Source organism: Micromonospora globbae, from assembly GCF_036184225.1.
In the GTDB taxonomy this organism is placed as follows: domain Bacteria; phylum Actinomycetota; class Actinomycetes; order Mycobacteriales; family Micromonosporaceae; genus Micromonospora; species Micromonospora globbae.
In genome coordinates this window covers 4,418,305-4,443,848 of sequence record NZ_CP108084.1, presented here as the reverse complement: position 1 = coordinate 4,443,848, position 25,544 = coordinate 4,418,305, and the positions used below count along the sequence as shown (strand labels likewise).

The 25,544-nt window shown below is 74.1% G+C and carries 23 protein-coding genes; 16 read left to right on the top strand and 7 right to left on the bottom strand.

The features are described 5' to 3' along the window. Positions 1 to 19 precede the first annotated feature (19 nt). Positions 20 to 841, bottom strand: coding sequence for an NAD(P)H-binding protein (locus tag OG994_RS19880; protein WP_328850594.1), 822 nt, complete (start codon positions 839 to 841; stop codon positions 20 to 22). A gap of 140 nt (positions 842 to 981) precedes the next feature. Between OG994_RS19880 and OG994_RS19875 the strand changes: the two genes are divergently transcribed. Next, positions 982 to 1,671 carry an RlpA-like double-psi beta-barrel domain-containing protein gene (locus OG994_RS19875; protein WP_328850593.1) on the top strand — a complete coding sequence of 230 codons (690 nt, stop codon included), beginning with the start codon at positions 982 to 984 and terminating at the stop codon, positions 1,669 to 1,671. A 130-nt stretch (positions 1,672 to 1,801) separates the two neighbouring features. Here OG994_RS19875 and OG994_RS19870 read toward each other — a convergent pair whose 3' ends face one another. From OG994_RS19870 to OG994_RS19860, 3 genes are read right to left on the bottom strand one after another with little or no spacing between them, the layout of a single operon-like run. Next, positions 1,802 to 2,794, bottom strand: coding sequence for an ABC transporter permease subunit (locus tag OG994_RS19870; protein WP_328850592.1), 993 nt, complete (start codon positions 2,792 to 2,794; stop codon positions 1,802 to 1,804). Next, positions 2,791 to 3,678 carry an ABC transporter ATP-binding protein gene (locus OG994_RS19865; protein WP_328850591.1) on the bottom strand — a complete coding sequence of 296 codons (888 nt, stop codon included), beginning with the start codon at positions 3,676 to 3,678 and terminating at the stop codon, positions 2,791 to 2,793. Before OG994_RS19865 ends, OG994_RS19870 begins: the two co-directional genes overlap by 4 nt. 14 nt (positions 3,679 to 3,692) lie before the next feature. Then, on the bottom strand, positions 3,693 to 4,106 hold the full coding sequence (locus tag OG994_RS19860) for a GntR family transcriptional regulator (RefSeq protein WP_120330103.1): 414 nt from the start codon (positions 4,104 to 4,106) through the stop codon (positions 3,693 to 3,695). 101 nt (positions 4,107 to 4,207) lie between these two features. Between OG994_RS19860 and OG994_RS19855 the strand changes: the two genes are divergently transcribed. Next, entirely contained in the window at positions 4,208 to 4,528 is a 321-nt protein-coding gene (locus OG994_RS19855) for a YciI family protein (protein WP_328850590.1), read from the top strand. A 51-nt stretch (positions 4,529 to 4,579) separates the two neighbouring features. Here OG994_RS19855 and gabT read toward each other — a convergent pair whose 3' ends face one another. Both gabT and OG994_RS19845 read right to left on the bottom strand, forming a co-directional pair. Further along, positions 4,580 to 5,851: a 4-aminobutyrate--2-oxoglutarate transaminase gene (gene gabT / locus OG994_RS19850; protein ID WP_328850589.1), complete on the bottom strand. Its 1,272-nt coding sequence runs from the start codon at positions 5,849 to 5,851 to the stop codon at positions 4,580 to 4,582. Positions 5,852 to 5,854: 3 nt separating this feature from the next. Continuing rightward, entirely contained in the window at positions 5,855 to 7,291 is a 1,437-nt protein-coding gene (locus OG994_RS19845) for a gamma-aminobutyraldehyde dehydrogenase (RefSeq protein WP_120330101.1), read from the bottom strand. A 141-nt stretch (positions 7,292 to 7,432) separates the two neighbouring features. On the opposite strand from OG994_RS19845, the gene OG994_RS19840 reads away from it, so the two are divergent. Further along, the gene (locus OG994_RS19840; protein WP_328850588.1) at positions 7,433 to 8,872 is read left to right on the top strand and encodes an aldehyde dehydrogenase family protein; all 1,440 of its coding nucleotides are present in this window, start codon (positions 7,433 to 7,435) and stop codon (positions 8,870 to 8,872) included. 39 nt (positions 8,873 to 8,911) lie between these two features. On the opposite strand, the gene OG994_RS19835 is transcribed toward OG994_RS19840, so the two are convergent. After that, the gene (locus tag OG994_RS19835; protein WP_328850587.1) at positions 8,912 to 10,144 is read right to left on the bottom strand and encodes an SUKH-3 domain-containing protein; all 1,233 of its coding nucleotides are present in this window, start codon (positions 10,142 to 10,144) and stop codon (positions 8,912 to 8,914) included. Between the two features lie 78 nt (positions 10,145 to 10,222). On the opposite strand from OG994_RS19835, the gene OG994_RS19830 reads away from it, so the two are divergent. The 13 genes from OG994_RS19830 to ahcY all read left to right on the top strand — a co-directional run bounded on the left by OG994_RS19830 (position 10,223) and on the right by ahcY (position 25,420). After that, positions 10,223 to 10,636 (top strand): YbaB/EbfC family nucleoid-associated protein, encoded by a 414-nt coding sequence (locus tag OG994_RS19830; RefSeq protein WP_120330098.1) that lies wholly within the window; start codon positions 10,223 to 10,225, stop codon positions 10,634 to 10,636. Continuing rightward, the gene (locus OG994_RS19825) at positions 10,633 to 11,133 is read left to right on the top strand and encodes a hypothetical protein (protein WP_328850586.1); all 501 of its coding nucleotides are present in this window, start codon (positions 10,633 to 10,635) and stop codon (positions 11,131 to 11,133) included. Before OG994_RS19830 ends, OG994_RS19825 begins: the two co-directional genes overlap by 4 nt. A 15-nt stretch (positions 11,134 to 11,148) precedes the next feature. Beyond that, positions 11,149 to 15,387 (top strand): toxin glutamine deamidase domain-containing protein, encoded by a 4,239-nt coding sequence (locus tag OG994_RS19820; protein WP_328850585.1) that lies wholly within the window; start codon positions 11,149 to 11,151, stop codon positions 15,385 to 15,387. Next, positions 15,384 to 15,836: a hypothetical protein gene (locus tag OG994_RS19815; RefSeq protein WP_328850584.1), complete on the top strand. Its 453-nt coding sequence runs from the start codon at positions 15,384 to 15,386 to the stop codon at positions 15,834 to 15,836. Before OG994_RS19820 ends, OG994_RS19815 begins: the two co-directional genes overlap by 4 nt. Positions 15,837 to 15,876: 40 nt before the next feature. Further along, on the top strand, positions 15,877 to 16,476 hold the full coding sequence (locus tag OG994_RS19810; protein WP_204985238.1) for a DinB family protein: 600 nt from the start codon (positions 15,877 to 15,879) through the stop codon (positions 16,474 to 16,476). A 58-nt stretch (positions 16,477 to 16,534) separates the two neighbouring features. Next, positions 16,535 to 17,185 carry a deoxyribonuclease V gene (gene nfi / locus OG994_RS19805; RefSeq protein ID WP_328850583.1) on the top strand — a complete coding sequence of 217 codons (651 nt, stop codon included), beginning with the start codon at positions 16,535 to 16,537 and terminating at the stop codon, positions 17,183 to 17,185. Positions 17,186 to 17,406: 221 nt separating this feature from the next. Next, the gene (locus tag OG994_RS19800; RefSeq protein WP_328853753.1) at positions 17,407 to 18,507 is read left to right on the top strand and encodes a hypothetical protein; all 1,101 of its coding nucleotides are present in this window, start codon (positions 17,407 to 17,409) and stop codon (positions 18,505 to 18,507) included. Positions 18,508 to 18,575: 68 nt separating this feature from the next. After that, complete coding sequence (locus tag OG994_RS19795; RefSeq protein ID WP_328850582.1) at positions 18,576 to 19,961, top strand: phosphomannomutase/phosphoglucomutase; 1,386 nt, start codon at positions 18,576 to 18,578, stop codon at positions 19,959 to 19,961. Positions 19,962 to 20,022: 61 nt separating this feature from the next. Then, positions 20,023 to 20,208 carry a Trm112 family protein gene (locus OG994_RS19790; protein WP_120330093.1) on the top strand — a complete coding sequence of 62 codons (186 nt, stop codon included), beginning with the start codon at positions 20,023 to 20,025 and terminating at the stop codon, positions 20,206 to 20,208. After that, entirely contained in the window at positions 20,205 to 21,401 is a 1,197-nt protein-coding gene (locus tag OG994_RS19785) for an SIS domain-containing protein (RefSeq protein ID WP_120330092.1), read from the top strand. Before OG994_RS19790 ends, OG994_RS19785 begins: the two co-directional genes overlap by 4 nt. Before the next feature lie 70 nt (positions 21,402 to 21,471). Further along, complete coding sequence (locus OG994_RS19780; RefSeq protein ID WP_120330091.1) at positions 21,472 to 22,467, top strand: cation diffusion facilitator family transporter; 996 nt, start codon at positions 21,472 to 21,474, stop codon at positions 22,465 to 22,467. 3 nt (positions 22,468 to 22,470) lie between these two features. Beyond that, complete coding sequence (gene manA, locus OG994_RS19775) at positions 22,471 to 23,634, top strand: mannose-6-phosphate isomerase, class I (RefSeq protein ID WP_328850581.1); 1,164 nt, start codon at positions 22,471 to 22,473, stop codon at positions 23,632 to 23,634. A 289-nt stretch (positions 23,635 to 23,923) separates the two neighbouring features. Then, positions 23,924 to 25,420, top strand: coding sequence for an adenosylhomocysteinase (ahcY, locus tag OG994_RS19770; RefSeq protein ID WP_328850580.1), 1,497 nt, complete (start codon positions 23,924 to 23,926; stop codon positions 25,418 to 25,420). The last annotated feature ends 124 nt before the right edge of the window (positions 25,421 to 25,544 follow it).

The following is a 25,544-nucleotide window of genomic DNA, read 5'->3' as shown; positions in this document are numbered from 1 at the left end:
GGTCCTCGACGGACGGCGGTCAGCGGAACGCGTCGAGGTGGTCGCGGACCCAGTCGGCGAAGCGGCGGGGCGGCCGGCCCAGCACGTCCTCGACGGTCCGGGTGACGGTGTACGCGGCCGGCGGCGGGTTTCCGTGCCAGGACGCGAGCAGGTCGACCAGCTCCTCGCCGAGCCCGGCCTGCCGCCAGCCCTCGCGGGCCTGCGCCTCGGTCAGCTCCACGAACCGCAGGTCCCGGCCGAGTGCGGCGGCGACCGCGGCGAGCCGTTGCCGTGGGGTGAGCGCCTCCGGGCCGGTGACGGCGTAGACCATGCCGGCGTGGCCGTCGCCGGTGAGCGCCTCCGCCGCCACGGCGCCGACGTCGGCCTCGTCGACCACCGCGTTGGGGACGTCGCCGAAGGGCTCGCGCACCTCACCCGCCTCCCGGATCGGCGTGGCCCAGCCGAGGGTGTTGCCCATGAAGTCGACGGGCTGGAGGATCGTCCACTCCAGACCGCTCGCCGTCACCGCCTCCTCCACCGGGCCCGACTGCCCGTTCCACAACACGGACACCCGCCGGACGCCGGCCTTCTCGGCCAGCTCCACGATCTCGGGTCCGGTGCGGAGCGTGGCGTAGTCGTCGCCCCCGGTGGTGAGCAGGTGAAGGCCCGTGATCCCGTCGAGGGCGTCCTCCAGGGTGGCCGGCGCGGTCAGGTCGCCGACCGCCACCTCGACGCCGGCCGGCAGCCCGGCGGCCCGCTCGGGATCCCTGGTCAGGACCCGTACCGAGGCGCCCCGGGCGAGCAGTTCCCGGACCACGTGTCGTCCCGCCTTGCCCGTCGCGCCGGTGACCAGATACCGCATGCGTACGCTCCCTTCCTCCTGCCGACGACGGTAGGACCTCAACCGGACTTGAGGTCAACGGTTCCGGTGGCGGTGAACCCGGGGCACGCGTTCGTCCGTACCAGGCGTCGTACGAGACCAGCGGACGACGGGAGACACAGGTGAGGGTGCAGCGCAGGCACGTGCTGGCGGCGACGGTGGCGGTGGCCGCCGCGGCGGTCGTCACGGTGGGCACCGGACTCGGATTCGCGGACACCGCCCCGGAACGCGCGTCCGTCTGCTCCGGCTCGGTCACGTTCTCGGCCGAGGGCGGCGCGCCGGCGGCGACCAGCGACCGGTTCCCGGTCGGCACCCGCCTACGGGTGACGAACCTCGACAACGGCAGAGCGGTCACGGTGACCGTGACCGGCCCGTCGGGCAGTTGCGTGCTGTTGAACGCGGCGGCCATGGACCAGGTACGCGAACCCGGACGGAACGTCATCCGCCGCAACCTGGTGGAACGGCTCGACGGCGGGGCCGCCCAGTCGGGCCCGGGCGAGACGCGGCCCGGCAGCGCCCGTCCCGGCGCGGCGCGTCCCGAGGGTGACGCCCCGGGCGGTGGCGCCGCGCGGCGCGTGTGCGGCGGGCCGGTCACGTTCTCGGCCGAGGGCGGCGCGCCGGCCGCGACGAGCGGGCAGTTCCCGGTGGGCACCCGGTTGCGGGTGACGAACCTCGACAACGGCCGGACGGTCACCGTGACGGTGACCGGCCCGTCGGGGAGCTGCGTGCTGCTCAACGCGGCCGCGATGGACGCGATCCGCGAGCCCGGCAGGAACGTGGTGCGCAACAACGTGGTCGAGCTGCTCGGCTGACCGGCGGCCTGGCTGACCGGCGGCCGGTGGCGGTCGTGCGCGGGCGACCGCCACCGGCCCCGTGGTGTCAGGGGCCCCGGCGGATCCGGCGGGCGGTGTCAGGGCCGCACGCCGGATCCGGCGGGCGGTGTCAGGCCACCCGGCGGATCCGGCGGGCGGCGAGGTAGAGAAGCAGTGCCGCCAGCGCGACGAAGATGCCGGTCTCGATGCCCTGGAACAGCCAGAACCGGTCGGCCGGTTGGTAGAGCTGCCAGTTGTAGGCGCCGTCGCCGAACTCGACCAGCGGCCGGCACGTCGCGCCGCCCGGTTCGCTGGCATCCGGCGGGCAGTTCGCCTGGGCGCCGGACAGCACCATCGTGCCGCTGGCGTCGCGGATGCCCTTCTCCACGATCCAGTCGCCGAACGAGGCGCTCAGGTCCGCGGTCGCGCCCGCGATGGGGAAGGTCCGGGTCTCCTGCGGAAGGTAGTGCGGCCGGGCCAGGACGGTCAGCACGATCCGCAGGCCGACGAATCCGCCGAGGGTGACTGCCATCGCCGACATCATGCGCGGCCAGAACACGCCGGCGCAGACACCCAGCGCGACCGCGAACAGGGTGTAGCCGATCGGGACGGCACCCTGCATGTCGAAGAAGAAGACGTCGAACCGGCTCTGCTCGGCGGCCTGGGTCAGCGGAGCGGCCCACCAGGACATGCCGAGCCCGTAGACGACGGCGACGACGGTGGTGACCACGGCTACGAACCCGAACTTGACCAGCGCCCACCGCCGACGGCTGACGCCCTGCGTCCAGGCGAACCGGTGGGTGCCCTGCTCGACCTCGCGGGCGACCAGCGGAGCGCCCCAGAACAGCCCGACGACCAGCGGCAGGACGAGGAACAGCACGCCCAGCATGCTCAGGGAACCGAACTGGTCGGAGAACTGGTGCAGGGCCCGGTTGCACGCCTCCGCACGGTCGGGAGTGGACTGGGCGCTGGTCAAGACGCCGACGCACTCGGCCAGCCCCTTGTCGGCGTACGCGTTGCGCGTCATCAGGCCGGTGGGGACCATGAGGGCGGCGAGCACGAGCAGCGCGGCGCCCGTGACCAGCACCTGCCGGCGGTGTTGGCGCCAGGTGAGCCACATCATGCGGGGACCTCCCAGTCGGTGCGGGTGGTGTCGGTCTCGCCGTCGCCGAGGTAGGCCAGGATCACGTCCTCGAGCGTCACGTCGTGGACCGTCCAGTCCGGGTCGACGACGCCGTCGACGCGGGCCAGCAGGGTGGACTGGCGTTCGGTGTGCCGGGCGCGCACGACGGCGCCCACACCGGCGATCGGTTCGCCGTCGTGCCGGGGGCCCACCAGCTGCCGGTGGGTGGCGACGAGGTCGTCGACCGCTCCGGCGAGCCGGACGCGGGAGGCGCGCAGGACGAGCAGGTGGTCGCAGGCGCGCTCCAGGTCGGCGAGCAGGTGCGAGGAGAGCAGCACGGTCGTGCCGGAGTCGGTGACGCTGCCCATCAGCGACTGGAGGAACTCGCGACGCGCGAGCGGGTCGAGGCTGGCGACCGGCTCGTCCAGCAGCAGAAGGCGGGGCCGCTTGGCCAGGGCCAGGGCGAGCGCGACCTGGGCGCGCTGGCCGCCGGACAGCTTGCCGACCGGCAGCTTCGGAGGTATGCCGAGCTGCCCGAGCCGTTCGCGGGCCAGAGCCGCGTCCCAGCGCGCGTTCATCCGGCCGCCGAGCTGGACGAGTTCCGCGGCGGTGAAGTCGCGGTAGAGCGGCGTGTCCTGCGCGACGAAGCCGATGTCGGGCAGGACGGCCGGGTCGTCGTACGGCGAGCGGCCGAAGACGCGCACGTCGCCCGCGTCCGGCCGGAGCAGGCCGACGGCCAGGTGCAGGAGGGTGCTCTTGCCGGCGCCGTTGGGACCGACGAGGCCGACGATCCCCCCGGCGGGCAGGCGGAACGAGCAGCCCTGCAGCGCCCACCGTCGTCCGTACCGTTTGCCGAGCTGCACGGCCTCCAGAGCGATGTCCATCAGCTGTCCTCTCCTCAGGCCGAGGCGTGTTCGGTCCGGGCCGCGTCGGCGGCGAGTGTGGCCCGCAGGGTCGTCTCGACCAGGGCGATGACGTCCTCGGGGGTGAGGCCGGCGGTGCGGGCACGGCGGAGCCAGGCGACCAGGTCGTCGCGGAGGTCTGCCTGGTCGGCCAGGGGTGGGCCGCCGAGGGTGCGGCGGACGAAGGTGCCGACGCCCGGGCGGCCCTCCACGAGCCCTTCGATCTCCAGCTCCCGGTACGCCTTCAGCACGGTGTTGGGGTTGATGGCCAGCGACTGCGCCACGTCGCGGACCTTCGGCAGTTGGTCGCCGGGCGCCAGCAGACCCACCCGCAGGGCCTGTTTCACCTGCTGGATCAACTGCACGTAGGTGTTCACCTTGGACCGGGCGTCCAGTACGAACTCGATCACCTGAGCCCTCTCTGTTGTCCTATGACAGTAGGACTATAGGACAGGAAGGGGTGGCGTGGGCACCCGTACGCGCGTGGTGTCATGATGTGCCGCTCGCCGGGATGATCGAGGGGGTTCGGATGCTGCACCTGCTGCTCCTGCGGTACACCGGATCGGAGCGGGACGCGCAGCCGTACGTGGCCGGTCACGTGCGCTTCCTGGAGCGCCATCACCAGCAGGGGACGTTCCTGGTCTCCGGGCAGACGGTGCCCTCGACGGAGGGCGGCGCCATCCTGGCCCACGCCGTCGACCGGGAGACGGTCCAGCGGATCGTCGCGGAGGATCCGTTCGTCGTGGCCGGCGTCGCGACGTACACGGTCACGACCATCGACCCCGGGCGGGTCCACCCGGCGCTCGCGGACCTGCTCGGTCGGACCACCTGAGAGGGGCCCCTTCCTCTGCCGGTGGCGTCGGGAAGGGGCCCTGCTCGGAGGTCAGGCGAACGCGGCGTCGAGGATGTCCAGGCCGCGGGCCAGCTCGTCGTCGGAGATGACGAGCGGGGGGAGGAAGCGCAGCACGTTGCCGTACGTGCCGCAGGTGAGCGTGAGCAGTCCAGCCGCCTGGCAGGCGGCCGACACCGCGGCCGTGGCGGTCGGATCCGGGGTGAGGGTGCCCGGCCGGACGATCTCCACGGCGAGCATCGCGCCCCGGCCGCGCACCTCGGCGACGCGCGGATCCCGCTCGGCGATCGCCCGCAGCCGGGACGTCATCACCGACCCGATCCGCCGGGCCGCGGCCGCGAGGTCCAGCTCCCGCATCGTCTCGATGCTCGCCAGCGCGGCGGCGCAGGCGACCGGGTTGCCGCCGTACGTGCCGCCGAGGCCGCCCACGTGCACGGCGTCCATCAGCTCGGCCCGCCCGGTCACGGCGGCCAGCGGCAACCCGCCGGCGATGCCCTTGGCGAGCGTCACCAGATCCGGCTCGACCCCCTCGTGCTCGCAGGCGAACCAGTCCCCGGTCCGGCAGAACCCGGTCTGGATCTCGTCGGCCACGAAGACGGCGCCCGTGGCGGTCGCCCACTCGCGCAGCGCCGGCAGGAACCCGGGCGCCGGCACGACGAAGCCGCCCTCGCCCTGGATCGGCTCGATCAGCAGCGCGGCCACGTTCTCCGCGCCGACCTGCTTCTCGACCGTCTCGATGGCGCGCGCCGCCGCCGTGGCGCCGTCCAGGCCGCCGTCGCGCAGCGGGTACGACATGGGCACCCGGTAGACCTCCCCGGCGAACGGCCCGAAGCGGTGCTTGTACGGCATGTTCTTCGCCGTCAGCGCCATGGTCAGGTTCGTCCGGCCGTGGTACGCGTGGTCGAACACGACCACGGCCGGCCGGCCGGTGGCGTGCCGGGCGATCTTGACGGCGTTCTCCACCGCCTCGGCGCCGGAGTTGAACAGCGCCGAGCGCTTCTCGAACCCGCCCGGCGTCAGGGCGTTGAGCTGCTCGCAGACCGCCACGTACGACTCGTACGGCGCGACCATGAAACAGGTGTGGGTGAAGCGTTCGACCTGCTCCCGCACCGCGGCCACGACGCGCGGGGCGGCGTTGCCGACGTTGCTGACCGCGATGCCGGCCGCGAAGTCGATCCACTCCCGTCCCTCGACGTCGGTGATCGTGCCGCCCGCCGCCCGGTCCACGTAGGACGTGACGGTGCTGCCCACACCCCGGGCGACCGCCGCCTGGCGTCGCTTGTGCAGCTCGTCGGACGATGCCATGACTCAGCCCTCGATGTTGTGCATGACGTGCTTGATCCGGGTGTAGTCCTCCAGGCTGTAGACCGAGAGGTCCTTGCCGTGCCCGGAGTGCTTGAAGCCGCCGTGCGGCATCTCGGAGACGAACGGGATGTGCGTGTTCACCCAGACGCAGCCGAAGTCGAGCCGGCGGGTCATGCGCATCGCGCGGCCGTGGTCCTTCGTCCAGACCGAGGCGGACAGGCCGTACTCGACGCCGTTGGCCCAGCGCACCGCCTCGTCCTCGTCGCTGAAGCGCTGCACGGTGATGACCGGGCCGAAGACCTCCTGCTGGATGATCTCGTCGGCCTGCCGTACGCCAGAGACGACCGTGGGCGCGTAGAAGTAGCCGCGCTCGCCCTGCCGGGAACCGCCGGTCTCGACGCTCGCGTGGTCCGGGAGCCGGTCCACGAAGCCGCTGACCCGGGCGAGCTGGTTGGCGTTGTTCAGCGGGCCGTAGAGCACGTCCTCGTCGTCCGGCGCGCCGGTCTTCGTGTTGCGCGCCTGCTCGGCGAGGGCCGCCACGAAGTCGTCGTGGATGCCGGGGCCGGCGAGCACCCGGGTCGCCGCCGTGCAGTCCTGCCCCGCGTTGAAGTACCCGCCGAGCGCGACCGCCTCGGCCGCCGCCGCGACGTCCGCGTCGTCGAAGATCACCACCGGGGCCTTGCCGCCCAGCTCCAGGTGGGTGCGCTTGAGGTCCGGCGCCGCCGCCGCGGCGACCTCCATGCCGGCCCGCGTCGAGCCGGTGATCGAGACGAGCTGCGGAACGGGGTGGGAGACGAGGGTACGGCCGGTGTCCCGGTCGCCGCAGACCACGTTGAACACGCCCGGCGGCAGGAACTCGGCGGCGATCTCGGCGAGCAGCAGCGTGGAGGCCGGCGTGGTGTCCGACGGCTTCAGGACCACCGTGTTGCCGGCCGCGAGCGCGGGGGCGATCTTCCAGACCGCCATCATGAGCGGGTAGTTCCAGGGCGTCACCTGGGCGCAGACGCCGATCGGCTCCCGCCGCACGTACGAGGTGTGCCCGGCCAGGTACTCGCCGGCGGACCGGCCCTCCAGCAGCCGTGCCGCGCCCGCGAAGAAACGGAACTCGTCGACGCAGGGCGGCAGCTCCTCCTCGGCGGTGAGCTGGCGCGGCTTGCCGGTGTTGCGCACCTCCACGTCGACCAGTTCGGCGGCCCTCGCCTCCACCGCGTCGGCGAGCTTGAGCAGCGCCCGCTGCCGCTCGGCCGGCGTCGCGTCCCGCCAGGTCTCGAAGGCGTCGGCGGCGGCCTTCATGGCCGCGTCCACGTCGGCGGCGCCGGAGACCGGCGCCTGCGCGAAGACCTCGCCGGTGCACGGGTCGATCAGGTCGGCGTACCCGCCGTCCACCGGGTCGACGTACTCGCCGTTGACGAAGTTGCGCAGCTGCTGCTGGTCACTCATGGAAAGTCTCCGAGGGGTGGCCGGGGATGAGGTCAGCGGAGGTTATCGCAATCTGACTGCCATCTTGGCTACTGAATTCGCGGCTTACAAGCCCTTGGGCGACTGTTTCCGTGAACCAACGCCGTCGTCTACGCTGCGGACGTGGAGCCGAGAGCCTTCTACGTCGCCGGTCGTCCCGCCCACGGCGAGGGCGAGCTGACCGTCCACCACCCGTACGACGGTCGCCCCGTGGGGCGTACCACCGTGGCCACGCCCGACCAGGTCGACGCCGCCGTCGCCGCCGCGGCCGGGGTGGCCGCGGAGGCCGCGGCCCTGCCCGCGCACGTCCGCGCGGCCGCTCTCGACCACGTCTCCCGGCGGCTCGCCGAACGGGCCGACGAGGTCGCCCGGCTCATCACGGCCGAGAACGGCAAGCCGCTGAAGTGGGCGCGGGCCGAGGTGGGGCGGGCCGTCTCCACCTTCCGCTGGGCCGCCGAGGAGGCCCGGCGCTTCTCCGGCGAACTGCAACGCCTCGACACCGATCCGGCCGCCACCGGGCGGATCGCCCTGGTACGCCGGGTGCCCCGCGGACCGGTGCTCGGCATCACGCCGTTCAACTTCCCGCTCAACCTGGTCGCCCACAAGGTGGCCCCGGCGATCGCCGTCGGCGCGCCGATCGTCGTCAAGCCGGCCCCGGCCACCCCGCTGTCCGCGCTGCTCCTGGGTGAGCTGCTGGCCGAGACGGACCTGCCGGCGGGTATCTTCTCCGTGCTGCCGCTGCCCAACGAGCGCGCCGCCGACCTGGTCGCCGACCCGCGGCTGCCGGTGGTGTCGTTCACCGGCTCCGGCCCGGTGGGCGCGGCCATCCGCCGCGCGGCGCCCGAGAAACACGTGACCCTCGAACTGGGCGGCAACGCGGCGGCCGTCATCTGTGCCGACTGGGCGGCCGACGAGGACCTGACGTTCGCCGCCCAGCGGATCGCCACGTTCTCCAACTACCAGGCCGGTCAGTCGTGCATCGCCGTCCAGCGGGTCTACGTGCACGAATGGCTCTACGACGGCTTCCTGCCCCGACTCGTCGCCGCCGTGCAGGAACTGCGGACCGGCGACCCGGCCGACGAGCGGACCGACGTCGGGCCGCTCATCTCCGCCGACGCCGCCGAGCGCGTCGAGGCGTGGGTCGACGAGGCGGTGGCGGCGGGCGCGACCATCGAGGTCGGCGGCCGGCGCGAGGGCGCGACCTATCCGCCCACCGTGCTCTCCGGGGTGCCCGCCGACGCGAAGGTCACCGCCGAGGAGGTGTTCGGGCCGGTCCTCGTGGTCGCCCGCGTGCAGGACGACGAGTCCGCCTTCGCGGCCGTCAACGACTCGGCGTACGGGTTGCAGGCGGGCGTCTTCACCCACGACGTCCGCACCGCGTTCCGGGCCGCCCGGGTGCTCGACGTGGGCGGCGTCATCGTCGGGGACGTGCCGTCCTACCGGGCCGACCAGATGCCGTACGGTGGCGTCAAGGGCAGCGGCGTCGGGCGCGAGGGGCTGCGCAGCGCCATGGAGGACTACACCGAGCCGCGCGTGCTCGTCCTCACCGGGGTGCAGCTGTAGAGGGGTCCGCTCGACACGTGCCGCGGGGTGCGGCGTGGGTCACCAGGTGCCGTCGTCGCGTACCCGGGCCGGCGCCCGGCCCAGCAGCAGGGTGGTGAGGGCGGCGTCGACGTCCGCGCCGAGGAACCACTCGCCGGCCTGGTCCAGCGCGAACACGCGGCCCTGCTCGTCCACGGCGAAGATGCTGTCGCCGTGCTCGGAACCGAACGGGAAGAGCGCGACCCCCAGCACCGACGCGAAGTCGGCGAGGGTGTCGGCGCTGTGCGCGCCGCGCAGCGGGTTCGTGGTGAACCGGCTGATCCACACCTCCTCGCCGGGCCCGCGCCGCCGACTGAGGATCGCCGGGAACGCGGTGAGCGCGCGCACCGCCGCGGGGAACGGGGCGTGGCGGTGCTGCCGGCCGGCCACCTCGCAGGTCTCCCGGATCGCCCCGGCCGCGAGCGCCGAGTTGAACCCGCCGTCCTCCCAGCCACCGTCCATGAGGGCGTCCGCCACCTCGTCCGGGAAACGGCCCGGGTGGTGCGGCATCTCGTGCCCCGGACGCCACTCGCTGGTGAACGCGAGCGCCGACCAGGGAAGCACGTTGAAGTGCACGAGGACGTTCAGGCACGAGTCGCAGGGGCGCTCGGCCGGCCCGCCGTACGGGTCGCCCGGCTCGCGGACGCGGAACACCTCGAAGCGGGCCGTACCCAGCAACGCCTCGGCGTCGCCCATGCTCATCGGCGCGATGCCCTCGGCGGCGCGGCGGTGGTCGTACTCGTGCAGCACGTCGGAGAGGACGATCAGCTCGGCGTGCCGTTCGCCGCCGCGGACCAGGTGACCCGGCGGCAGCTCGTCCAGGTGACGCCGCACCAGCGGGTGGTGCCGCAGGTCCACGTCACCCTTGGCGCCCTGCGCGCGGAACAGCCGACCGTCGACGTTCAGGTGCGCGGCGGTGTTCGGCGTGGGCAACCGCCGGATCTCCCGGAGGAGCTGGCTCGCCGGATCCACCGTGCGCGGGGCCACCGGGCCCGTCGGTCGGTTGCGCCGGTACAGCTGCTCTACCACCTCCGGCGGGACGCGCGGCCAGGTGGTCACCTCACCCGTCTCCTTGTCGACCACCGTCGTGGGCAGGTCGCCGGGGAGTGTGCGCGCCTGGGGGGACACAGTGGACGAGATGACGTACCCAAGGTCGAACTCGTCCACGCTCGCCGTGCACTCGTAGCCCAGACGCTGCGAGTCGCGCCGCGCCCAGACGGCGGCGAGTTGCTCGGCCTGATGGCGGTCGATCACCCCACGGAAAATACCGGACCCCACGGAATCCGTCGCGCCGGGTATGGTTCGCCCTACACACGGTGACGGGGAGGCGGCGTGGCGGAGAGTGCGGACCGGACGGCGAACGATGCGCTGCGGGCCAGGTTCGACGAGGTGTACGGGCGGTACCAGCGGTTCCGGTCCGGTCTGGACGAACTGCGTGGCCGTCTCGCGGAGCTGCGGGTGACCGAGCGCTCGGCCGACGGGCGGGTGACCGCCGTCGTCGGCGCACGCGGCGAGCTGATCGCCGTGGAGCTGAGCCCCGCGGTCTACCAGCAGCGGGACGCGGCGGCGTTGAGCCGTACGATCACCGACACGATCCAACGGGCCACCACCGGCGCGGTCGCCGCCACCCAGGAACTGGTCGCCGGCTACCTCCCGGCCGGCGCCGGGTCGACGGAGTTCCTGCGTACCGGCGACTTCGACGCGCTGCTCGGCCGCGCGGACGCGGTCCTGGGCGGCGGGCGGTGACCGGTCCGGCCGGCGGGCGGCTCTGGCTTGATCCGAGCCGCGCCCGGCGCGGCGGCGACGACCTGCGGGCGGCCGGCGAGGCCGTGAGCGCCCGGCGCGCCGAGGTCGGCGGCGCCATCGCCACGGCGAGCGGCCGGCAGCCCTGGGGACGGGACGACGTCGGGGCGGCCTTCGAGCGCGCCTACCGCGGCTGCGAGGAGATCGTGCTGCGGGCGTGGGAGGGCGTGGGCCGCCACCTCACCGGGCTCGGCGCCGACGTGGTGCACTCGGTGGACGGCACCGTCGCGACGGACGTCGCCGCCGCGGGTCGCCTCGGGAGCATCGCGGCCGGTCACCCGGGAGCGGCGGTCGCGGGCGTCGCCGGCCCCGGCGTCCCGGGAGCGGACCGGGCCGACGCGGGCCTCACGGGGTCCGGCGCCGTGCGACCGGCCCGGGCCAACGCGGGCCTCACCGGGTTCGGCGCCCTGCGATCGGACCCGGCCGCCGGCCCGCGCTGACCGGCGGAGGCCCGCATGAGCCTGTTGCCGAGCCCGGTGCCCCACCCGCTGGACTACGCGCCGTGGGACGTGCCCGGCTGGATCCGCGAGGCGCTCGACTGGGTGGTGGGCGTCGAGTGGCCGGACGGCGACGAGCGTGCCGTCTGGGACCTCGCCGACCAGTGGTACGCGGTGGCCGCCGCGCTCGCCGGCCCCCGGGCCGACGCGACCGCCGCCGCCGCGGAGGTGCGCGCGGGATACGGGGAGGTCGGCGCGGTCGCCGAGGCGTTCGGGGCCGCGTGGCGGCGGGTCGCCGAGGGTGACGACGCGCCCCTGCCCGTCCTGCTCGCCGTCGGCACCGACCTGGGGCGGATGGTCGAGGAGTGCGGCTGCGACATCGAGGCCGCGAAACTCGAGGTCTGGATCGAGCTGGGCATCCTCGTCATCGAGCTGCTGTCCCTGGCGGTCGCGGCCGTCCTCACCGCCGGGGCCGCCTCCCCGGCCGCCGGCGCGGCGATCGCCGCGAGCCGGGTCGTCGTACGGCAGATCTTCGCCCGGCTCACCGCCCAGCTCGCCCGCAAGTCGCTGCGGCACGGGCTCCGGGAGGCCGGCGAGCGCGCGGCCCGCGAGGTCGCCGAGCGGGGCGTACGCGGTCTGGGCCGGCGCGCGGCGTACGGCGGGCTCGTCGAGGCGGGGGAGGAGGCCGGGATCAGCCTCGCGACCCAGGCGTACCAGAACTCGACCGGCCGCCGGGACGGCCTCGACCTCACCGACCTCGGCACGTCGGCGGTCGGCGGGCTGGCCGGCGGCGCCGCCGCGCCGCTGGCCGGGCTGGGCCGGCACGCGACCGGGCGCGGGGCGCGCGCCGTCGAGCACGTCACCCGGGAGATGGCCGGCGAGGTAGTCGGCGAGAACGCCGCCGGCCTGGCGACCGGCCAGGGGCCGACCTCCGTGGCGGACGCCGCCCGGGCCGCCGTCTCGGGCGGCACGGGCGCGGTGACCACCCAGGTCGACGCGGCGCTCCGGGCCCGGCTCGACGGCCGGTTGGCCGCACTGGCCGCGCCGGACCTCGGAGCGCTGCCCGGGCCGGGCGCGTTCCTGGACGCGGGGCTCGCGGGCCGACCGTCCGCGCCCGAGGTCGCGCCGCCGTCCCCGGCTCGCCCGGAGCCCGGGGCGGAGGCGGCATCGTCCCTGCCGGCATCCCGCCCCGACGGCGGGGTGGAGTCACCGGCCGTCGCGCAACGGTCCGGCGCACCGCGCGAGGCCGCCGCTTCGATGGCGGCTCTCGGACCGGTGGAAGGGCTCGCGCCGCGGGAGGTCGCGTCGCTGGGGGCCGTCGCGCCGCACGCCGTCGATGAGCGGCCCTCGGCGGCCGTTGCGCCCGGCACCGGCTCGCCGGTCGACAGCGCCACCGTGCCGGTGTCGGCCGGGGACACCGGCAGTCCCGCGCTGAGCGGGGTGGTACCGGCGACAGCCGGGCCGGCCGCGGCCGAGGCGACGTCGTCGGCGGGCGGTGGCCTGGCGTCCACCCCGCTGCTCGGCGGCGCTCCGGTCGCCGCACCTCCCGCGGCGGTCGGCGTGGACACGGCTCCGCCGCACCCGGCGACCGGCTCGACCACCGCCCCGGCCGCGGTCCCGACACCCGGGCCGGTTGCCGCCCCGACACCCGGGCCGGCTGCCGTCCCGACATCCGCGCCGGTCCACCCGCCCGTCGTGCCGCCGCCGGCGCCACCGTCGCCACTCGCGCCCGTCCCACCGCCGCAGGTCTCCCCGCCCCCGGTTCCACCGTCCGCGTCGGGCAGCCCGCCGGTAGTGCCGCCGCCCGCCCCGCCGGGTCCGCCGGCGCCCACCCACGCTGGCGTGGGCGGCCAGGTGCTGCGGCCGAGGACCCCCGAGTGGTACGCCGCCACCTGGGCGGCCGACCGGGACGCCTTCGAGCGGCGCCGCTACCGGGGCCACTTCGCGCACCAGCGGCGGACCCACGAGGAGAACCGCCGTCAGGACCGCGCCGCCGAGCTGCGGCTGGCCGCCGAACGGACGTACGACGAGGCGCGGTGGCTGATCGGCCAGGGGCGGATGCTCGCCGAAGCCGGCCGGCGCGTCGACGCCGAGCGGCACTTCCAGGAGGCGTACGCCCGGGAACGCTGGTGCCAGCAGCAGTCGGACGTCACGGAGGCCGTGCTGGCCGGCACCACCGCCCCGCCGGTGGTGGAGGTCGGCGAGCGGGACTTCCGGCGGATCAACGACGACGTCGGCGACCTCGCACCCGGTGCGGTCGAGACGACGGACCGCTCGGCGCTCACGGGTGACGACCGACCCCCGCCGATCGACCGGTCCCGCAGGTACGGGCGGCCCGGCGGGCTGCGTCCGCCGCTGGCGCTGCACCAGACCGACGTCGAGCGGCGGGTGCCGCGCGACTCGGCCGGCCGCGTCATCCGTACTCCGGATCCGCGCCGGGGCGACTGGTTCCGGCTCGTGAACGACGGCGGGCCGGCCGCCGACCCGACGCGCGGGCTGAACTGCGTCGACTGTGCCCTGTCGCTGTTCGACACCTGGGCCCACGGGCGGCCGCGGGTGTCCGCGCCGCGCACCTTCGACGCGTACGCGGCGGGAGACGTCAACCGGCCGCTGCACGGCGAGCTGAACGGCCCCCGGCGCGTCGAGGACGTGACCGGCGGCCGGTTCCAGCGGCTCTGCGAGCCGGACACCGACTCCGGGCCGGCGCAGCGGCGGGACGCCGTCGACCACGGGTACCGCACCCTGCACGACCAACTGCTGCTCGGCGGGCACGGCAGCTACGCGTTCGTCATCAACACCTGGGAGGGCGGAGGCTCGCACATCTCGGTCGCCCTCAACCAGGACGGCACGGTGCTCTACCTCGACCCGCAGACCGGGCGGATCGACACCCGGCCGCTCTACCGGCACCGCGGCGCGCCGTACCGCTACAACGCGGTCGACCTCGACGTCCTGGTGCTCGGTCCGGATGCCCGCCCCCTGCCCGTGGCGGGGCTGCGCCGGGGCCGGTTCAGCGCCCTGCCGGACCTGCCCGACCACCCGCCGGCGACCACCGACGAGGGGTACGGCCACCCGTACCTCAACCGGATCCACGTCCTCGCGGGGCCCGGCTCGGCGGCCCACGCTCCCGAGCCGGTCGCCGACGTCCTCGCGGGCGCGCCGGACCTCGACAGCGCTCTCCGCGCCGGGGTATCCCCGCCCGACCTGGTCGCCGCGCTCGACGTGCCCACGGTGCGGCGACTCGCGCCGCACCTCGACGACGCCGCCGCGCGGGAACTGGTCACGCTCTTCGCCGAACCGCGGGTGCGGGCCATGCTGGACGGCGCGTGGCGGCACCCGCCGCACGGCGAGCCGCTGCTCGCCGAGGCCCTGGTCCGCGACCTGGTCGAGCGGCCCGACCTCGTCCGCATGCTGCGGGCGACACCGGAACTGCTCCACTCGTTGACCGCCCGACCCCTGACGATGCGTCACCTCGCCAGCCATCAGCAGGCCATCGACGTGCTCGGCGACGTACTCGACGACATCGCGGCGCGTGGCCCGGCGGCGGTGGCCGGCGAGAACCCACCAGCGCCCCAGCCGACCCCGCTTGCCCCGCATCAACGCGACGTGAGCCGGGAGCTGAGGGCGCGGCGGCAGGCGAGCGTGCAGTCGGGGTTCGATCCCGTCCGCCGGCACGACGGCGCCTACCGATCCGGGTACCTGCGCATGCTGTACGAGGACGCGGCGGTCGCCCAGCTGGAGCTGAACGCGCTCGTCACGCGACTTGCCGGTGATCGTGCCCGGGCCGGCTGGCGCCGCGCGCCGAAGGATCACCAGCGGGTCCTCGACAAGCTCGTCGAATACGACGACGACGCGTCCCGTCTCACGGACCTCGCGGCCGCCAAGTTGGAGTTCCGGCGGTTGGACGACCTCTACGAGGTGCTACGCGAGCTGGGACAGGACCCGGACGTCGTGGTCGTGGACATCAAGGATCGCTTCGTCCGGCCGCAGCGGAGCGGCTACCGCGACGTGCTGCTCAGACTGCGCATGTCCAACGGTCATGTCGCCGAACTGCGGCTGCACCTCCGCGCGCTGGACGACGTCGCGGAGTGGGAACATGCCCTGTACGAGGTCCGGCGGGATCTCGAGGCGCTCGCTGACGCGGCGGGCCGCCCGCTGACGGAATCTGAACGCGCCCTGCGGAACGGCCTGCTCAAACGAGAACAGGACGAGTTCTGGCGCGCACTCGGCCACGACGGAAATGAGGCATCGGAGCGATGAGCCGCCGGATCGAAGGTCTGGCGCTGCCGGCCTTCTTCAGCTATTTCGAGTCGCCCGTCAAGCTGGTGTCGGCGGAGGATGGCGGGGTTGCCGCATGGCGCCTGTCGAAGGACACAGGTGGGTGGGTTCCCGCGGACGACCTCATCGACGTTCTGCTGTTCGTGGGCGGTGACGAGATCGAAGAGCTGACGAGGGACGAGTTCGTCCAGCGCACCGAGCATGATCGTGGGTACTACCTGCGGGGCGACGGCCCCGTCTTCGCCCTGTACGAGACGGTGAAGGCGATCAGCGACGCCCAGGCGCGGGAACGGCGCTACCCGACGCCCACCGAGGCGGCTCTGGTCGCGGGCATCCGCCGCCGGACCTTCGTGATGTTCGAGGAGGAGTTGCAGCGGGCCGGTGACCCTGGAGCGGACCCCTCACTGGCGGCGCCGGACCAGGAGGCGTAAACCGCTTGCGGCGCCCATCGGCGTGCACGAGGGTCGCGGTATGAGTGACTCGCCCGCCGCGGACGGAGCCGGGCCCGCCGAGCAGGGGAGATCCTCCGGCTTCGCCTGGTCGAACATGTTCGTCCACCCCGACGAGGACCCGCGGTCGGAGGGCGGCTTCGAGGACGAGCGGACGGTGCTCGTCGAGTACCTCCGCGACCAGCGGCTCACCCTGCAACTCAAGTGCGCCGACCTGGACGCCGAGCAGCTGGCCCGGCGCGCCGTGCCGCCGTCCACGCTGTCGCTGCTCGGCCTGGTCCGGCACATGGCCGAGGTGGAGCGGGGCTGGTTCCGGCGGGTGATGGCCGGCGAGGACGTACCGCCGATCTACCGCACGGACGACGACCGGGACGCCGACTTCAACGACGCCATCGCCGACCCGGACGTGGTCGCGGAGGCGTGGCGCAACTGGCGGGCGGAGATCGAGTTCGCCGAGCGGCTGGTCGACCGTACGCCGGACCTGGCGACCCGGGGGCGCATGCGCGACGGCGAGACCATCTCGCTGCGCGAACTGCTCGTGCACATGATCGAGGAGTACGCGCGGCACAACGGCCACGCGGACCTGCTCCGCGAGCTGATCGACGGCCGGGTCGGCCAGTAGCGGCGTGACGACGCCGAGCGGGTCACGCGGGCCGGATCCGGCCGCGACGCCGTCCAGCGTGGCCGAGGCCGTCGCGGTGCAGGAGGAGTTGCGGTCGCGGGTCGACCTCGTCGGCCCCGGTCCGTCCGCGCCCGCCACGGTGGCCGGGCTGGACGTGGCGTACGCCGAGAGCGGTGACCTGCTCGCGGCCGCCGTCACCGTCCTCGACACCCGGACGCTGGAGGTGGTCGACCGGGCCGTCAGCGTCGGCCGGCCCGCCTTCGCGTACGTTCCGGGGCTGTTCGCCTTCCGGGAGCTGCCCGCGCTGCTCGCCGCGCTGGACCGGCTGGCCACCCGTCCCGAGCTGCTGGTCTGCGACGGGCACGGGCTCGCCCACCCGCGCCGGTTCGGGCTCGCCTGTCATCTCGGCGTGGTCACCGACCTGCCGTCGATCGGGGTGGGAAAGACGCCGCTGGTGGGCGTGTGGACACCGCCGCAGGCCGAGCGGGGTGCCTGGTCGCCCCTGCGCGACGGCGACGAGGTGGTGGGTCGGGTGCTGCGTACCCGCAGCGGCGTGAAGCCCGTCTTCGTGAGCGTCGGGCACCGGGTGAGCCTCGACAACGCCGTCGCCCAGGTGCTCGCCCTCACTCCGCGTCACCGGCTGCCGGAGACGACCCGGACCGCCGACCGGCTCTGCCGGGATGCCCTCGCGACCGCCACGCGACGGTAGACCGGGCCGCCCGCCGGGTCAGGACGCGGTCGCCGGCCGGCCGCCCGCACGCCGTGGACGGGGCCGGTGCCGGGCTCCCCGGACCGGCCGGCGACCGGTCGTCGCGGGGTGGAACCAGGGGTAATGCGGCACACATGCGGGGCGCTCTATGACCGGTGGGCCAGGTGGGGCGGTAGTAGCCTGACGCGCGGACGCCACCGGGGAGGAACGGCGAGGTGAACATGTCGGTAGGTCGGCACGCGGCCCGGCTCGCGACGGTCTGCGCGGTGCTGGGTGGGCTCGTGCTCCTCGGCGGCTCCCCCGCGCTGGCCGACGACGATTCGGTGCGGGTGCGGTCGGCGGACAGCTTCCGGGCCGGCGGGTCCGCCCAGACGGTCAACGTCGAGGTGCGCAGGCGCAGCGACGGCTGCGTGCTGCTGCGTACGGCACTGGGGTTCCGCCTGGAGGGGCTCGACGCCCGCCAGGTCAGCGTCCAGGTCAACTACGGTGGACGCTGGTTCCCGGTGCCGGCCGGTGGCAGCGGCACGGTGACCACCACGCAGACCGCCCCCGCGAAACCGAAGCTCTGCAAGGGCAAGGGCATCACGGTGCGCTACCGGGTCGCCTTCGCGGCCGGGACGCCGGGTGGCCGGCTCAGCGTGACCGGTGAGGCCAGCAACGCGGCCGGCGGAAGCCTGGGCCGGGACACCGTGTCCGCGCGGGTGCTGGGTTCCCGCGCGTCGGCCTCGCCGACCCCCTCGAAGACGCCGTCGCCGACCCCGAGCCCGTCCGAGGCGGTCGTCGACGACGCGGCCACCCCGGCGGCGCTGGCCGCACCGACCGGTGGGCCGAGCACCACCAACACCAAGGAGTCCTCCGGTATGTCCCCGATCATGTTCGTCGGTCTCGGCCTGGTCGCCATCGGGGCGCTGCTGATCGTGCTGCTGTTCCGCCGCTCCCGCGAGGACAAGGAGCCGACCGGCGGCGTCGTCCCGCCGCGCGTCGGCAACCCCGGCGGCACCACGTACCGGTCGGGTGGAGGGCCGCTGGCGGCGCCGGCCCGGCCCGGCCCGGTGTACGGGCAGCCGCCGGCCGCGGGCGGTGTCTACGGCACACCGGCACCGCGGCCCACGGGCGGCGCCGTGTACGGCACCCGCCCCGCCAGCGGGCCCGCCCCGACGCCCACGTCCGGGGCTCCGGTGGCACCCACGTCCGGGGCACCGGCGGCGCCCGTGCCGCGGACCCCGGTGACACCGGCGACGCCGCCGGCAGCGGGAACCCCGGGGGCGCCGGCGGGTGAGGGCCCGGACCACACCGTGTTCATGCCCCGGCTCCCCGGCTGAGCGGGGCGCGGGCGAACCCCTCCGATACGCTCAGGGGGCGTGACGACCTGCGGCCAAGGAGAGAACCGGTGTCTGATCTGTCCCAGATCGTGAAGGCGTACGACGTCCGCGGGACGGTGCCTGACCAGTGGGACGAGCGGGCTGCCGAGGCCCTCGGGGCCGCGTTCTGCCAGCTGCTGAACGCCACCGACGAACCCGGCGAGTCCGTCGTCGTCGGGCACGACATGCGGGCCACCTCGCCGGGCCTGGCCGCCGCGTTCGCCGCCGGCGTACGGGCCGAGGGGCGGTCGGTCGTCGAGATCGGCCTGGCCTCGACCGACATGCTCTACTTCGCGTCCGGTTCGCTGGACCTGCCCGGCGCGATGTTCACCGCGAGCCACAACCCGGCCCGTTACAACGGCATCAAGATGTGCCGCGCCGGCGCCCGTCCGATCGGTCAGGACAGCGGGCTCGCCGAGATCCGCGACCGGGCGCAGGCGCTGCTGGACAAGGACGAGCCACGCCCGGCCGGCGAGCCGACCCGTCCGGCCGAGCGCCGGGACCTGCTGCCGGAGTACGCGGCGCACCTGCGCAAGCTCGTCGACCTCACGCACATCCGCCCGCTGCGCGTGGTGGTGGACGCGGGCAACGGCATGGCGGGCCACACCGTGCCGAGCGTGCTCGGGGACGCCGTGCTGCCGGCCCTGCCGCTGGAGATCGTTCCGCTCTACTTCGAACTCGACGGAAGCTTCCCCAACCACGAGGCCAATCCGCTCGACCCGGCGAACCTGGTCGACCTCCAGCGGGCCGTGGTCGAGCACGGCGCGGAGATCGGGCTCGCCTTCGACGGCGACGCCGACCGCTGCTTCGTGGTGGACGAGCGGGGCGAGCCCGTCTCGCCGTCGGCGATCACCGCGATGGTCGCGGCCCGCGAGCTGGCCAAGCACCCGGGTTCCACGGTGATCCACGGCCTCATCACCTCCCGTGCGGTGCCGGAGATCATCCGCGAGCACGGCGGGGAGCCCGTGGTGGCCCGCGTGGGGCATTCCTTCATCAAGGCCGAGATGGCCCGCACCAACGCCGTCTTCGGCGGGGAGCACTCGGCGCACTACTACTTCCGGGACTTCTGGTTCGCCGACACGGGGATGCTGGCGGCCATGCACACCCTGGCCGCGCTGGGTGAGCAGTCGCAGCCCCTGTCGGTGCTCGCCGGCGAGTACGAACGGTACGTCGCCTCTGGTGAGATCAACTCGACGGTGGCCGACCAGGCCGCGACGATGCGCGAGGTGCGCGCCGCGTACCCGGACGCGGAGGCCGACGAGCTGGACGGGCTGACCCTGCGCTTCCCCGACGGGGCGTGGTTCAACCTGCGCGCCTCGAACACCGAGCCGTTGCTGCGGCTGAACGTCGAGGCGCCCACCCGCGCGCGGATGACCGCACTCCGTGACGAGGTGCTCGACCGGGTTCGCCGATAAGATCGCCTGCGCCGCTCGGCACCGCCGGGGGTGAAGCCGCACACGTGGAAGGAGCCGCGCCGTGGCCCTGGATCCGCAGTTGCTCGAGATACTCGCCTGTCCGGACACACACCACGCACCCCTCGACTACGACGCGCAGGCGCAGACGCTGACCTGCACCGAGTGCGGCCGGATCTTCGAGGTCCGCGACGACGTGCCGGTGCTGCTGCTGGACGAGGCGCGCGGCGGCCCGGGGCAGCCGTCATGATCGACGGTACGGCCGGGGTCAGTGGTCACCGGGAGGCCGACGAGGCCCTGCTCGACGACGCCGACGCGCTCGCCGAGCGTGACCCGGGCGGCATGCTGCGGCACACCGCCTCCGCCGGAGCGCAGGTACGCGAGTCGGCGGCGCTGGCCGCCGAGGCGAACCTGTCGGTGCTCGCCGACGAGGGTCGGCCGCGGGCGGTGGTGATCGCCGGCATCGGTACGGCCGGCCGCACCGGCGACGTGCTCGCCACGGTCGCCGGGCCCCGCTGCCCGGTGCCGGTCATCGCGCACCGCAGCGCCGGCGTGCCGGGCTGGGTGGGCGCCGCCGACGTGGTCATCGCGGTGAGCGCCTCCGGCCGCAGCCCCGAGGCGCTCGGCGCCGCCGAGGCCGCCCACCGGCGGGGCGCCCGCCTGGTGGCGGTCGGCGCGCCCGACTCGCAACTCCAGTCGGTCGCCGAACGCGCCCGCGCGCCGTTCATCCCCGTGCCGCGGCGCGCCCCGGCCCGGGCCAGCCTGTGGGCGCTCACCGTCCCCGTGCTGCTCGCCGCCCGTACGCTCGGGCTCGTCAAGGTCAACGAGGCGGACCTGGCCGAGACCGCGGCCCGGCTCGACGCGGACGCCGACCGCTGCCGGCCCACCGCGGAGTCGTTCGTCAACCCGGCGAAGTCGCTGGCCCTCGGGCTGGCCGGTTCGATCCCGATCGTCTGGGGCTCGTCGCCGCTGGCGACCGTCGCGGCCCGGCGGTTCGGCGACACCCTGTCGGCCAACGCCCGCTACCCGGTGGTGACCGGGGCGCTGGGCGAGGCCGGTCGCGGCCGCGTCGGTCTGCTCGACGGCGTCTTCGGCGGGCTGGTCGAGGGGGAGCGGGACATCTTCGCCGACCCGGACGAGACCGGCGGCGACGCGACCCGGCTGCGCCTCGTGCTGCTGCGCGACGGCGGGCTCAACGCCGAGGACGACGCCGACGAGCCCCTGGCCGTCGAGGAGCGCCGCGCCGAGGCGGTGCAGACGCTGGCCGAGCGCCGGGGCGTGCGCTGCGACGTGGTGACCGCCGAGGGCGGCTCCGCCCTGGAGCGGCTCGCCTCCCTGACCGCGGTGCCGGACTTCGCGTCGATCTACCTTGCTCTGGCCCACGGGCTGGACCCGATGGCGGTGCCCGCCATCACCGAGATGAAGGAGCTGTCGAACCAGTGATCGGACGTTGTGGCCGGCGCGGGACCCCCGCGTCCGGCGGCCTCGCGCGGCGGCGGAGCGGAGGGGCGGCGTGAGCGCGAACGGCGGGACGAAGGCGATCATCGCCGCCCTGCTGGCCAACATCGGCATCGCCGTCACGAAGTTCATCGCGTTCCTGCTGACCGGCTCGTCGTCGATGCTGGCGGAGTCGATCCACTCGGTGGCCGACTCGGGCAACCAGGGGCTGCTGCTGCTCGGCGGGCGGCGGGCGAAGCGGGCGGCCACCCCGCAGCACCCGTTCGGCTACGGCCGCGAGCGTTACATCTACGCGTTCATCGTGGCCATCGTGCTGTTCAGCGTCGGTGGTCTCTTCGCGCTGTACGAGGCGTACCACAAGTTCTTCGACCCGCACGGGATCACCGAACACCAGTGGGTTCCGGTGACCGTGCTGGTCATCGCCATCATCATGGAGAGCTTCTCCTTCCGTACGGCGATCAAGGAGTCCAACCAGACCCGGGGCAAGCAGTCGTGGGTGCGCTTCATCCGCCGGGCCAAGGCGCCCGAGCTGCCGGTGGTGCTGCTGGAGGACTTCGGCGCCCTGGTCGGTCTGGTGTTCGCGCTCTTCGGCGTCGGCATGACGCTGGCCACCGGTAACGGCCGGTGGGACGCCGTGGGCAGCGGCATGATCGGTGTCCTTCTGGTGGCCATCGCCATCGTGCTGGCCATCGAGACGAAGAGCCTGCTGCTGGGCGAGGGCGCGGAGTCGCACGAGGTGGCGGCCATCGAGCGGGCCGTGACGGACGGCCCGGAGGTGGAGCGCATCATCCACATGAAGACGCTCTACCTCGGCCCCGAGGAGCTGATGGTGGCCGCGAAGATCGGCGTGCCGGCGTGCGAGACCGCCGAGGAGGTGGCGCGCGGCATCAACGCCGTCGAGGCGCGTATCCGGGCGGCCGTCCCCATCGCCCGGGTCATCTACCTGGAACCGGACATCTACAGCGCCGCCGCCGACCGGGCGGGCACCGGATCCGCGGCGCACACCGCCGTACCCGAGTCGGACGAGGTGGCCGGGCGTCCGGGGAGCTGACACGTGGAACTGTTGTACGGACCCGTCCGTGACTACGCCTGGGGGTCCCGTTCGGCGATCGCGGCCCTGCAGGGCCGTCCGGTGCCGAGCGAGGGCCCCGAGGCGGAACTCTGGCTCGGCGCCCATCCGGGCGCTCCCGCCGCCGTGGAGCGGGACGGTGCCCGGGTCAGCCTGCTCGACGAGCTGACCGCCGAGCCGGAGCGCTGGCTCGGTCGTCAGGTGGTCAACCGGTTCGGCGCGCGGCTGCCGTTCCTGCTCAAGGTGCTCGCCGCGGACGCCCCACTGAGCCTCCAGGCGCACCCCGACGCGAAGCAGGCCCGTGCCGGGTACGCGACCGACGAGGCGCGTCCCGCCGGGGAGCGCAACTACGTCGACCCGTACCACAAGCCCGAGCTGCTGGTCGCGCTCTCCCCGTTCGAGGCGCTCTGCGGGTTCCGGGACCCGGTGGCGTCCGCGCGGGCGCTCGCCGCGTTCGGCGTACCGGCGCTGGAGCCGGTCGTGGCGGCGCTGCGGACCGGTCCGGCGGGCCTGCGCACGGCGGTCCGCACGCTGCTGACCTGGCCGGCCGAGGAACGGGCCGGGCTGGTGGCGGCCGTGGTGGCCGCGCCGGCCGACGGCCCGGACGCGGAGCTGGCCCGGGCGCTCGCGGCCGCGTACCCGGCCGACCCGGGCGTGCTCGTCGCGTTGCTGCTGAACCACGTGCGGCTCGTGCCCGGTGAGGCGATCTGGATGCCGGCCGGCAACCTGCACGCGTACCTGCGCGGGTGCGGCGTGGAGATCATGGCGGCGAGCGACAACGTGCTGCGCGGCGGGCTCACCCCGAAGCGGGTGGACGTCGACGAACTGCTGCGCGTGCTGCGCTTCGAGGTGCTGGACGAGCCGGTGTGCCGTGCGCGGCCGGTGGGCCCGGGTGTGGACTGCTGGCCGGTGCCGGTGGACGACTTCGCGCTGTACCGGGTCACCGTGGGCGGCGAGGTGCCCGCGGCGGAACTGCCGGTGATCGGCCCGCGGGTGGTGCTCTGCGTGTCCGGCGCGGTCACCGTGGACGACGGCACGGGCGTGCTCACGCTCGACCGTGGTCAGGCGGCCGTCGGCACGGCGGCCGGTGGGCCGCTGCGGATCAGCGGGTCCGGTGAGGCGTACGTCGCCTCGTCCGGCCTGCGCTGACGGGTGGCCACAAATCCGCAAGTCCGACTTTCCCGGAATAGCTTGACGCGCCGCTAGCGCAGTGTGACTCTATGAGTACGCAGCGTTATCGCGACGACGGTCCGAGAACGCGCGGGGAACCAAACCGGGGGGATGCACGGGGCGGCCGGCTGGTGGACGGAAAGTCCGTTCACGACCGACCGCCCCGTGCGCTGTCCGGGTTCCCCGGCTGTCGGCCGCCCGTCCGCGCCCGATCCCCGGCGCGCGTAAGGTGGAGGGTCGCGCAGCACATCGTCCGACAGGAGCTTCCATGACCAGCACCCTCCCGGCGTCCAGTGGGACGCCGTCCGAGGCCCGGCCGACCAGCGTCGCCGAGGGCGACTACAAGGTGGCGGATCTGTCGCTCGCCGAGTTCGGGCGCAAGGAGATCCAGCTCGCCGAGCACGAGATGCCCGGCCTCATGGCACTCCGCCGCGAGTACGCCGACGCACAGCCGCTGGCCGGCGCCCGGATCACCGGGTCGCTGCACATGACCATCCAGACCGCGGTGCTCATCGAGACCCTCGTGGCGCTCGGCGCGCAGGTCCGCTGGGCGTCCTGCAACATCTTCTCCACCCAGGACCACGCCGCCGCGGCGATCGTGGTGGGCCCGAACGGCACCCCCGACGCGCCGGCCGGCGTTCCCGTCTACGCCTGGAAGGGCGAGACGCTGGAGGAGTACTGGTGGTGCACCGAGCAGGTGCTCACCTGGCCCGACGGGCAGGGCCCCAACATGATCCTCGACGACGGCGGCGACGCCACGCTGCTCGTGCACAAGGGCGTCGAGTTCGAGAAGGCCGGCGCGGTGCCCCCGGTCGAGTCCGCGGACTCCGCGGAGTACGCGGTCATCCTCGGGCTGCTGCACCGTTCGCTCGCCGAGGACGCCCAGCGCTGGACGCGGATCGCCGCCGGCATCAGGGGTGTCACCGAGGAGACCACCACGGGCGTCCACCGTCTCTACGAGATGCAGCGCGAGGGCACCCTGCTCTTCCCGGCCATCAACGTGAACGACTCGGTGACCAAGAGCAAGTTCGACAACAAGTACGGCTGCCGCCACTCCCTCATCGACGGCATCAACCGGGCCACCGACGTGCTGATCGGCGGCAAGATGGCCGTCGTCATGGGCTACGGCGACGTGGGCAAGGGCTGCGCCGAGTCGCTGCGCGGCCAGGGTGCCCGGGTCGTGGTGACCGAGGTCGACCCGATCTGCGCGCTCCAGGCGGCGATGGACGGCTACCAGGTCTCCACCCTGGACGACGTGGTGGAGCAGGCCGACATCTTCGTCACGGCCACCGGCTGCTTCAACGTCATCACGCACGAGCACATGGCCCGGATGAAGCACCAGGCCATCGTCGGCAACATCGGCCACTTCGACAACGAGATCGACATGGCCGGCCTCGCCAAGCGTCCGGACGTCCGGCGGGAGAACATCAAGCCGCAGGTCGACCTGTGGCGCTTCGACGACGGCCACGCGATCATCGTGCTCTCCGAGGGGCGCCTGCTGAACCTCGGCAACGCGACCGGCCACCCGAGCTTCGTCATGTCGAACTCGTTCTCGAACCAGACGATCGCCCAGATCGAGCTGTTCACCAAGACCGACCAGTACCCGGTCGGCGTCTACGTCCTGCCGAAGCACCTCGACGAGAAGGTGGCCCGGCTGCACCTGGACGCGCTCGGCGCCAAGCTGAGCACGCTCACCAAGGAGCAGGCCGCCTACCTCGGCGTGCCGGTGGAGGGCCCGTTCAAGCCGGAGCACTACCGCTACTGAGCGAACGAACACGAACCGGGTCGGCCGTGGTGGCCGGCCCGGTTTCGCATCCCGGCCCGGTCGTGGCGCCGGCCTGGTCGTGGCGCGGTTTCCTGTCCCGGCCTCGGCCCCCGGACGCGCTCGT

What these genes read in the sequence shown, in the direction of transcription:
- OG994_RS19880 (WP_328850594.1), bottom strand. Translation starts at nt 841, where the DNA reads ATGCGGTATCTGGTCACCGGCGCGACGGGCAAGGCGGGACGACACGTG.
- OG994_RS19870 (WP_328850592.1), bottom strand. Translation starts at nt 2,794, where the DNA reads ATGATGTGGCTCACCTGGCGCCAACACCGCCGGCAGGTGCTGGTCACG.
- OG994_RS19865 (WP_328850591.1), bottom strand. Translation starts at nt 3,678, where the DNA reads ATGGACATCGCTCTGGAGGCCGTGCAGCTCGGCAAACGGTACGGACGA.
- OG994_RS19855 (WP_328850590.1), top strand. Translation starts at nt 4,208, where the DNA reads ATGATCGAGGGGGTTCGGATGCTGCACCTGCTGCTCCTGCGGTACACC.
- gabT (WP_328850589.1), bottom strand. Translation starts at nt 5,851, where the DNA reads ATGGCATCGTCCGACGAGCTGCACAAGCGACGCCAGGCGGCGGTCGCC.
- OG994_RS19845 (WP_120330101.1), bottom strand. Translation starts at nt 7,291, where the DNA reads ATGAGTGACCAGCAGCAGCTGCGCAACTTCGTCAACGGCGAGTACGTC.
- OG994_RS19820 (WP_328850585.1), top strand. Translation starts at nt 11,149, where the DNA reads ATGAGCCTGTTGCCGAGCCCGGTGCCCCACCCGCTGGACTACGCGCCG.
- OG994_RS19815 (WP_328850584.1), top strand. Translation starts at nt 15,384, where the DNA reads ATGAGCCGCCGGATCGAAGGTCTGGCGCTGCCGGCCTTCTTCAGCTAT.
- OG994_RS19810 (WP_204985238.1), top strand. Translation starts at nt 15,877, where the DNA reads ATGAGTGACTCGCCCGCCGCGGACGGAGCCGGGCCCGCCGAGCAGGGG.
- OG994_RS19800 (WP_328853753.1), top strand. Translation starts at nt 17,407, where the DNA reads ATGTCGGTAGGTCGGCACGCGGCCCGGCTCGCGACGGTCTGCGCGGTG.
- OG994_RS19785 (WP_120330092.1), top strand. Translation starts at nt 20,205, where the DNA reads ATGATCGACGGTACGGCCGGGGTCAGTGGTCACCGGGAGGCCGACGAG.
- ahcY (WP_328850580.1), top strand. Translation starts at nt 23,924, where the DNA reads ATGACCAGCACCCTCCCGGCGTCCAGTGGGACGCCGTCCGAGGCCCGG.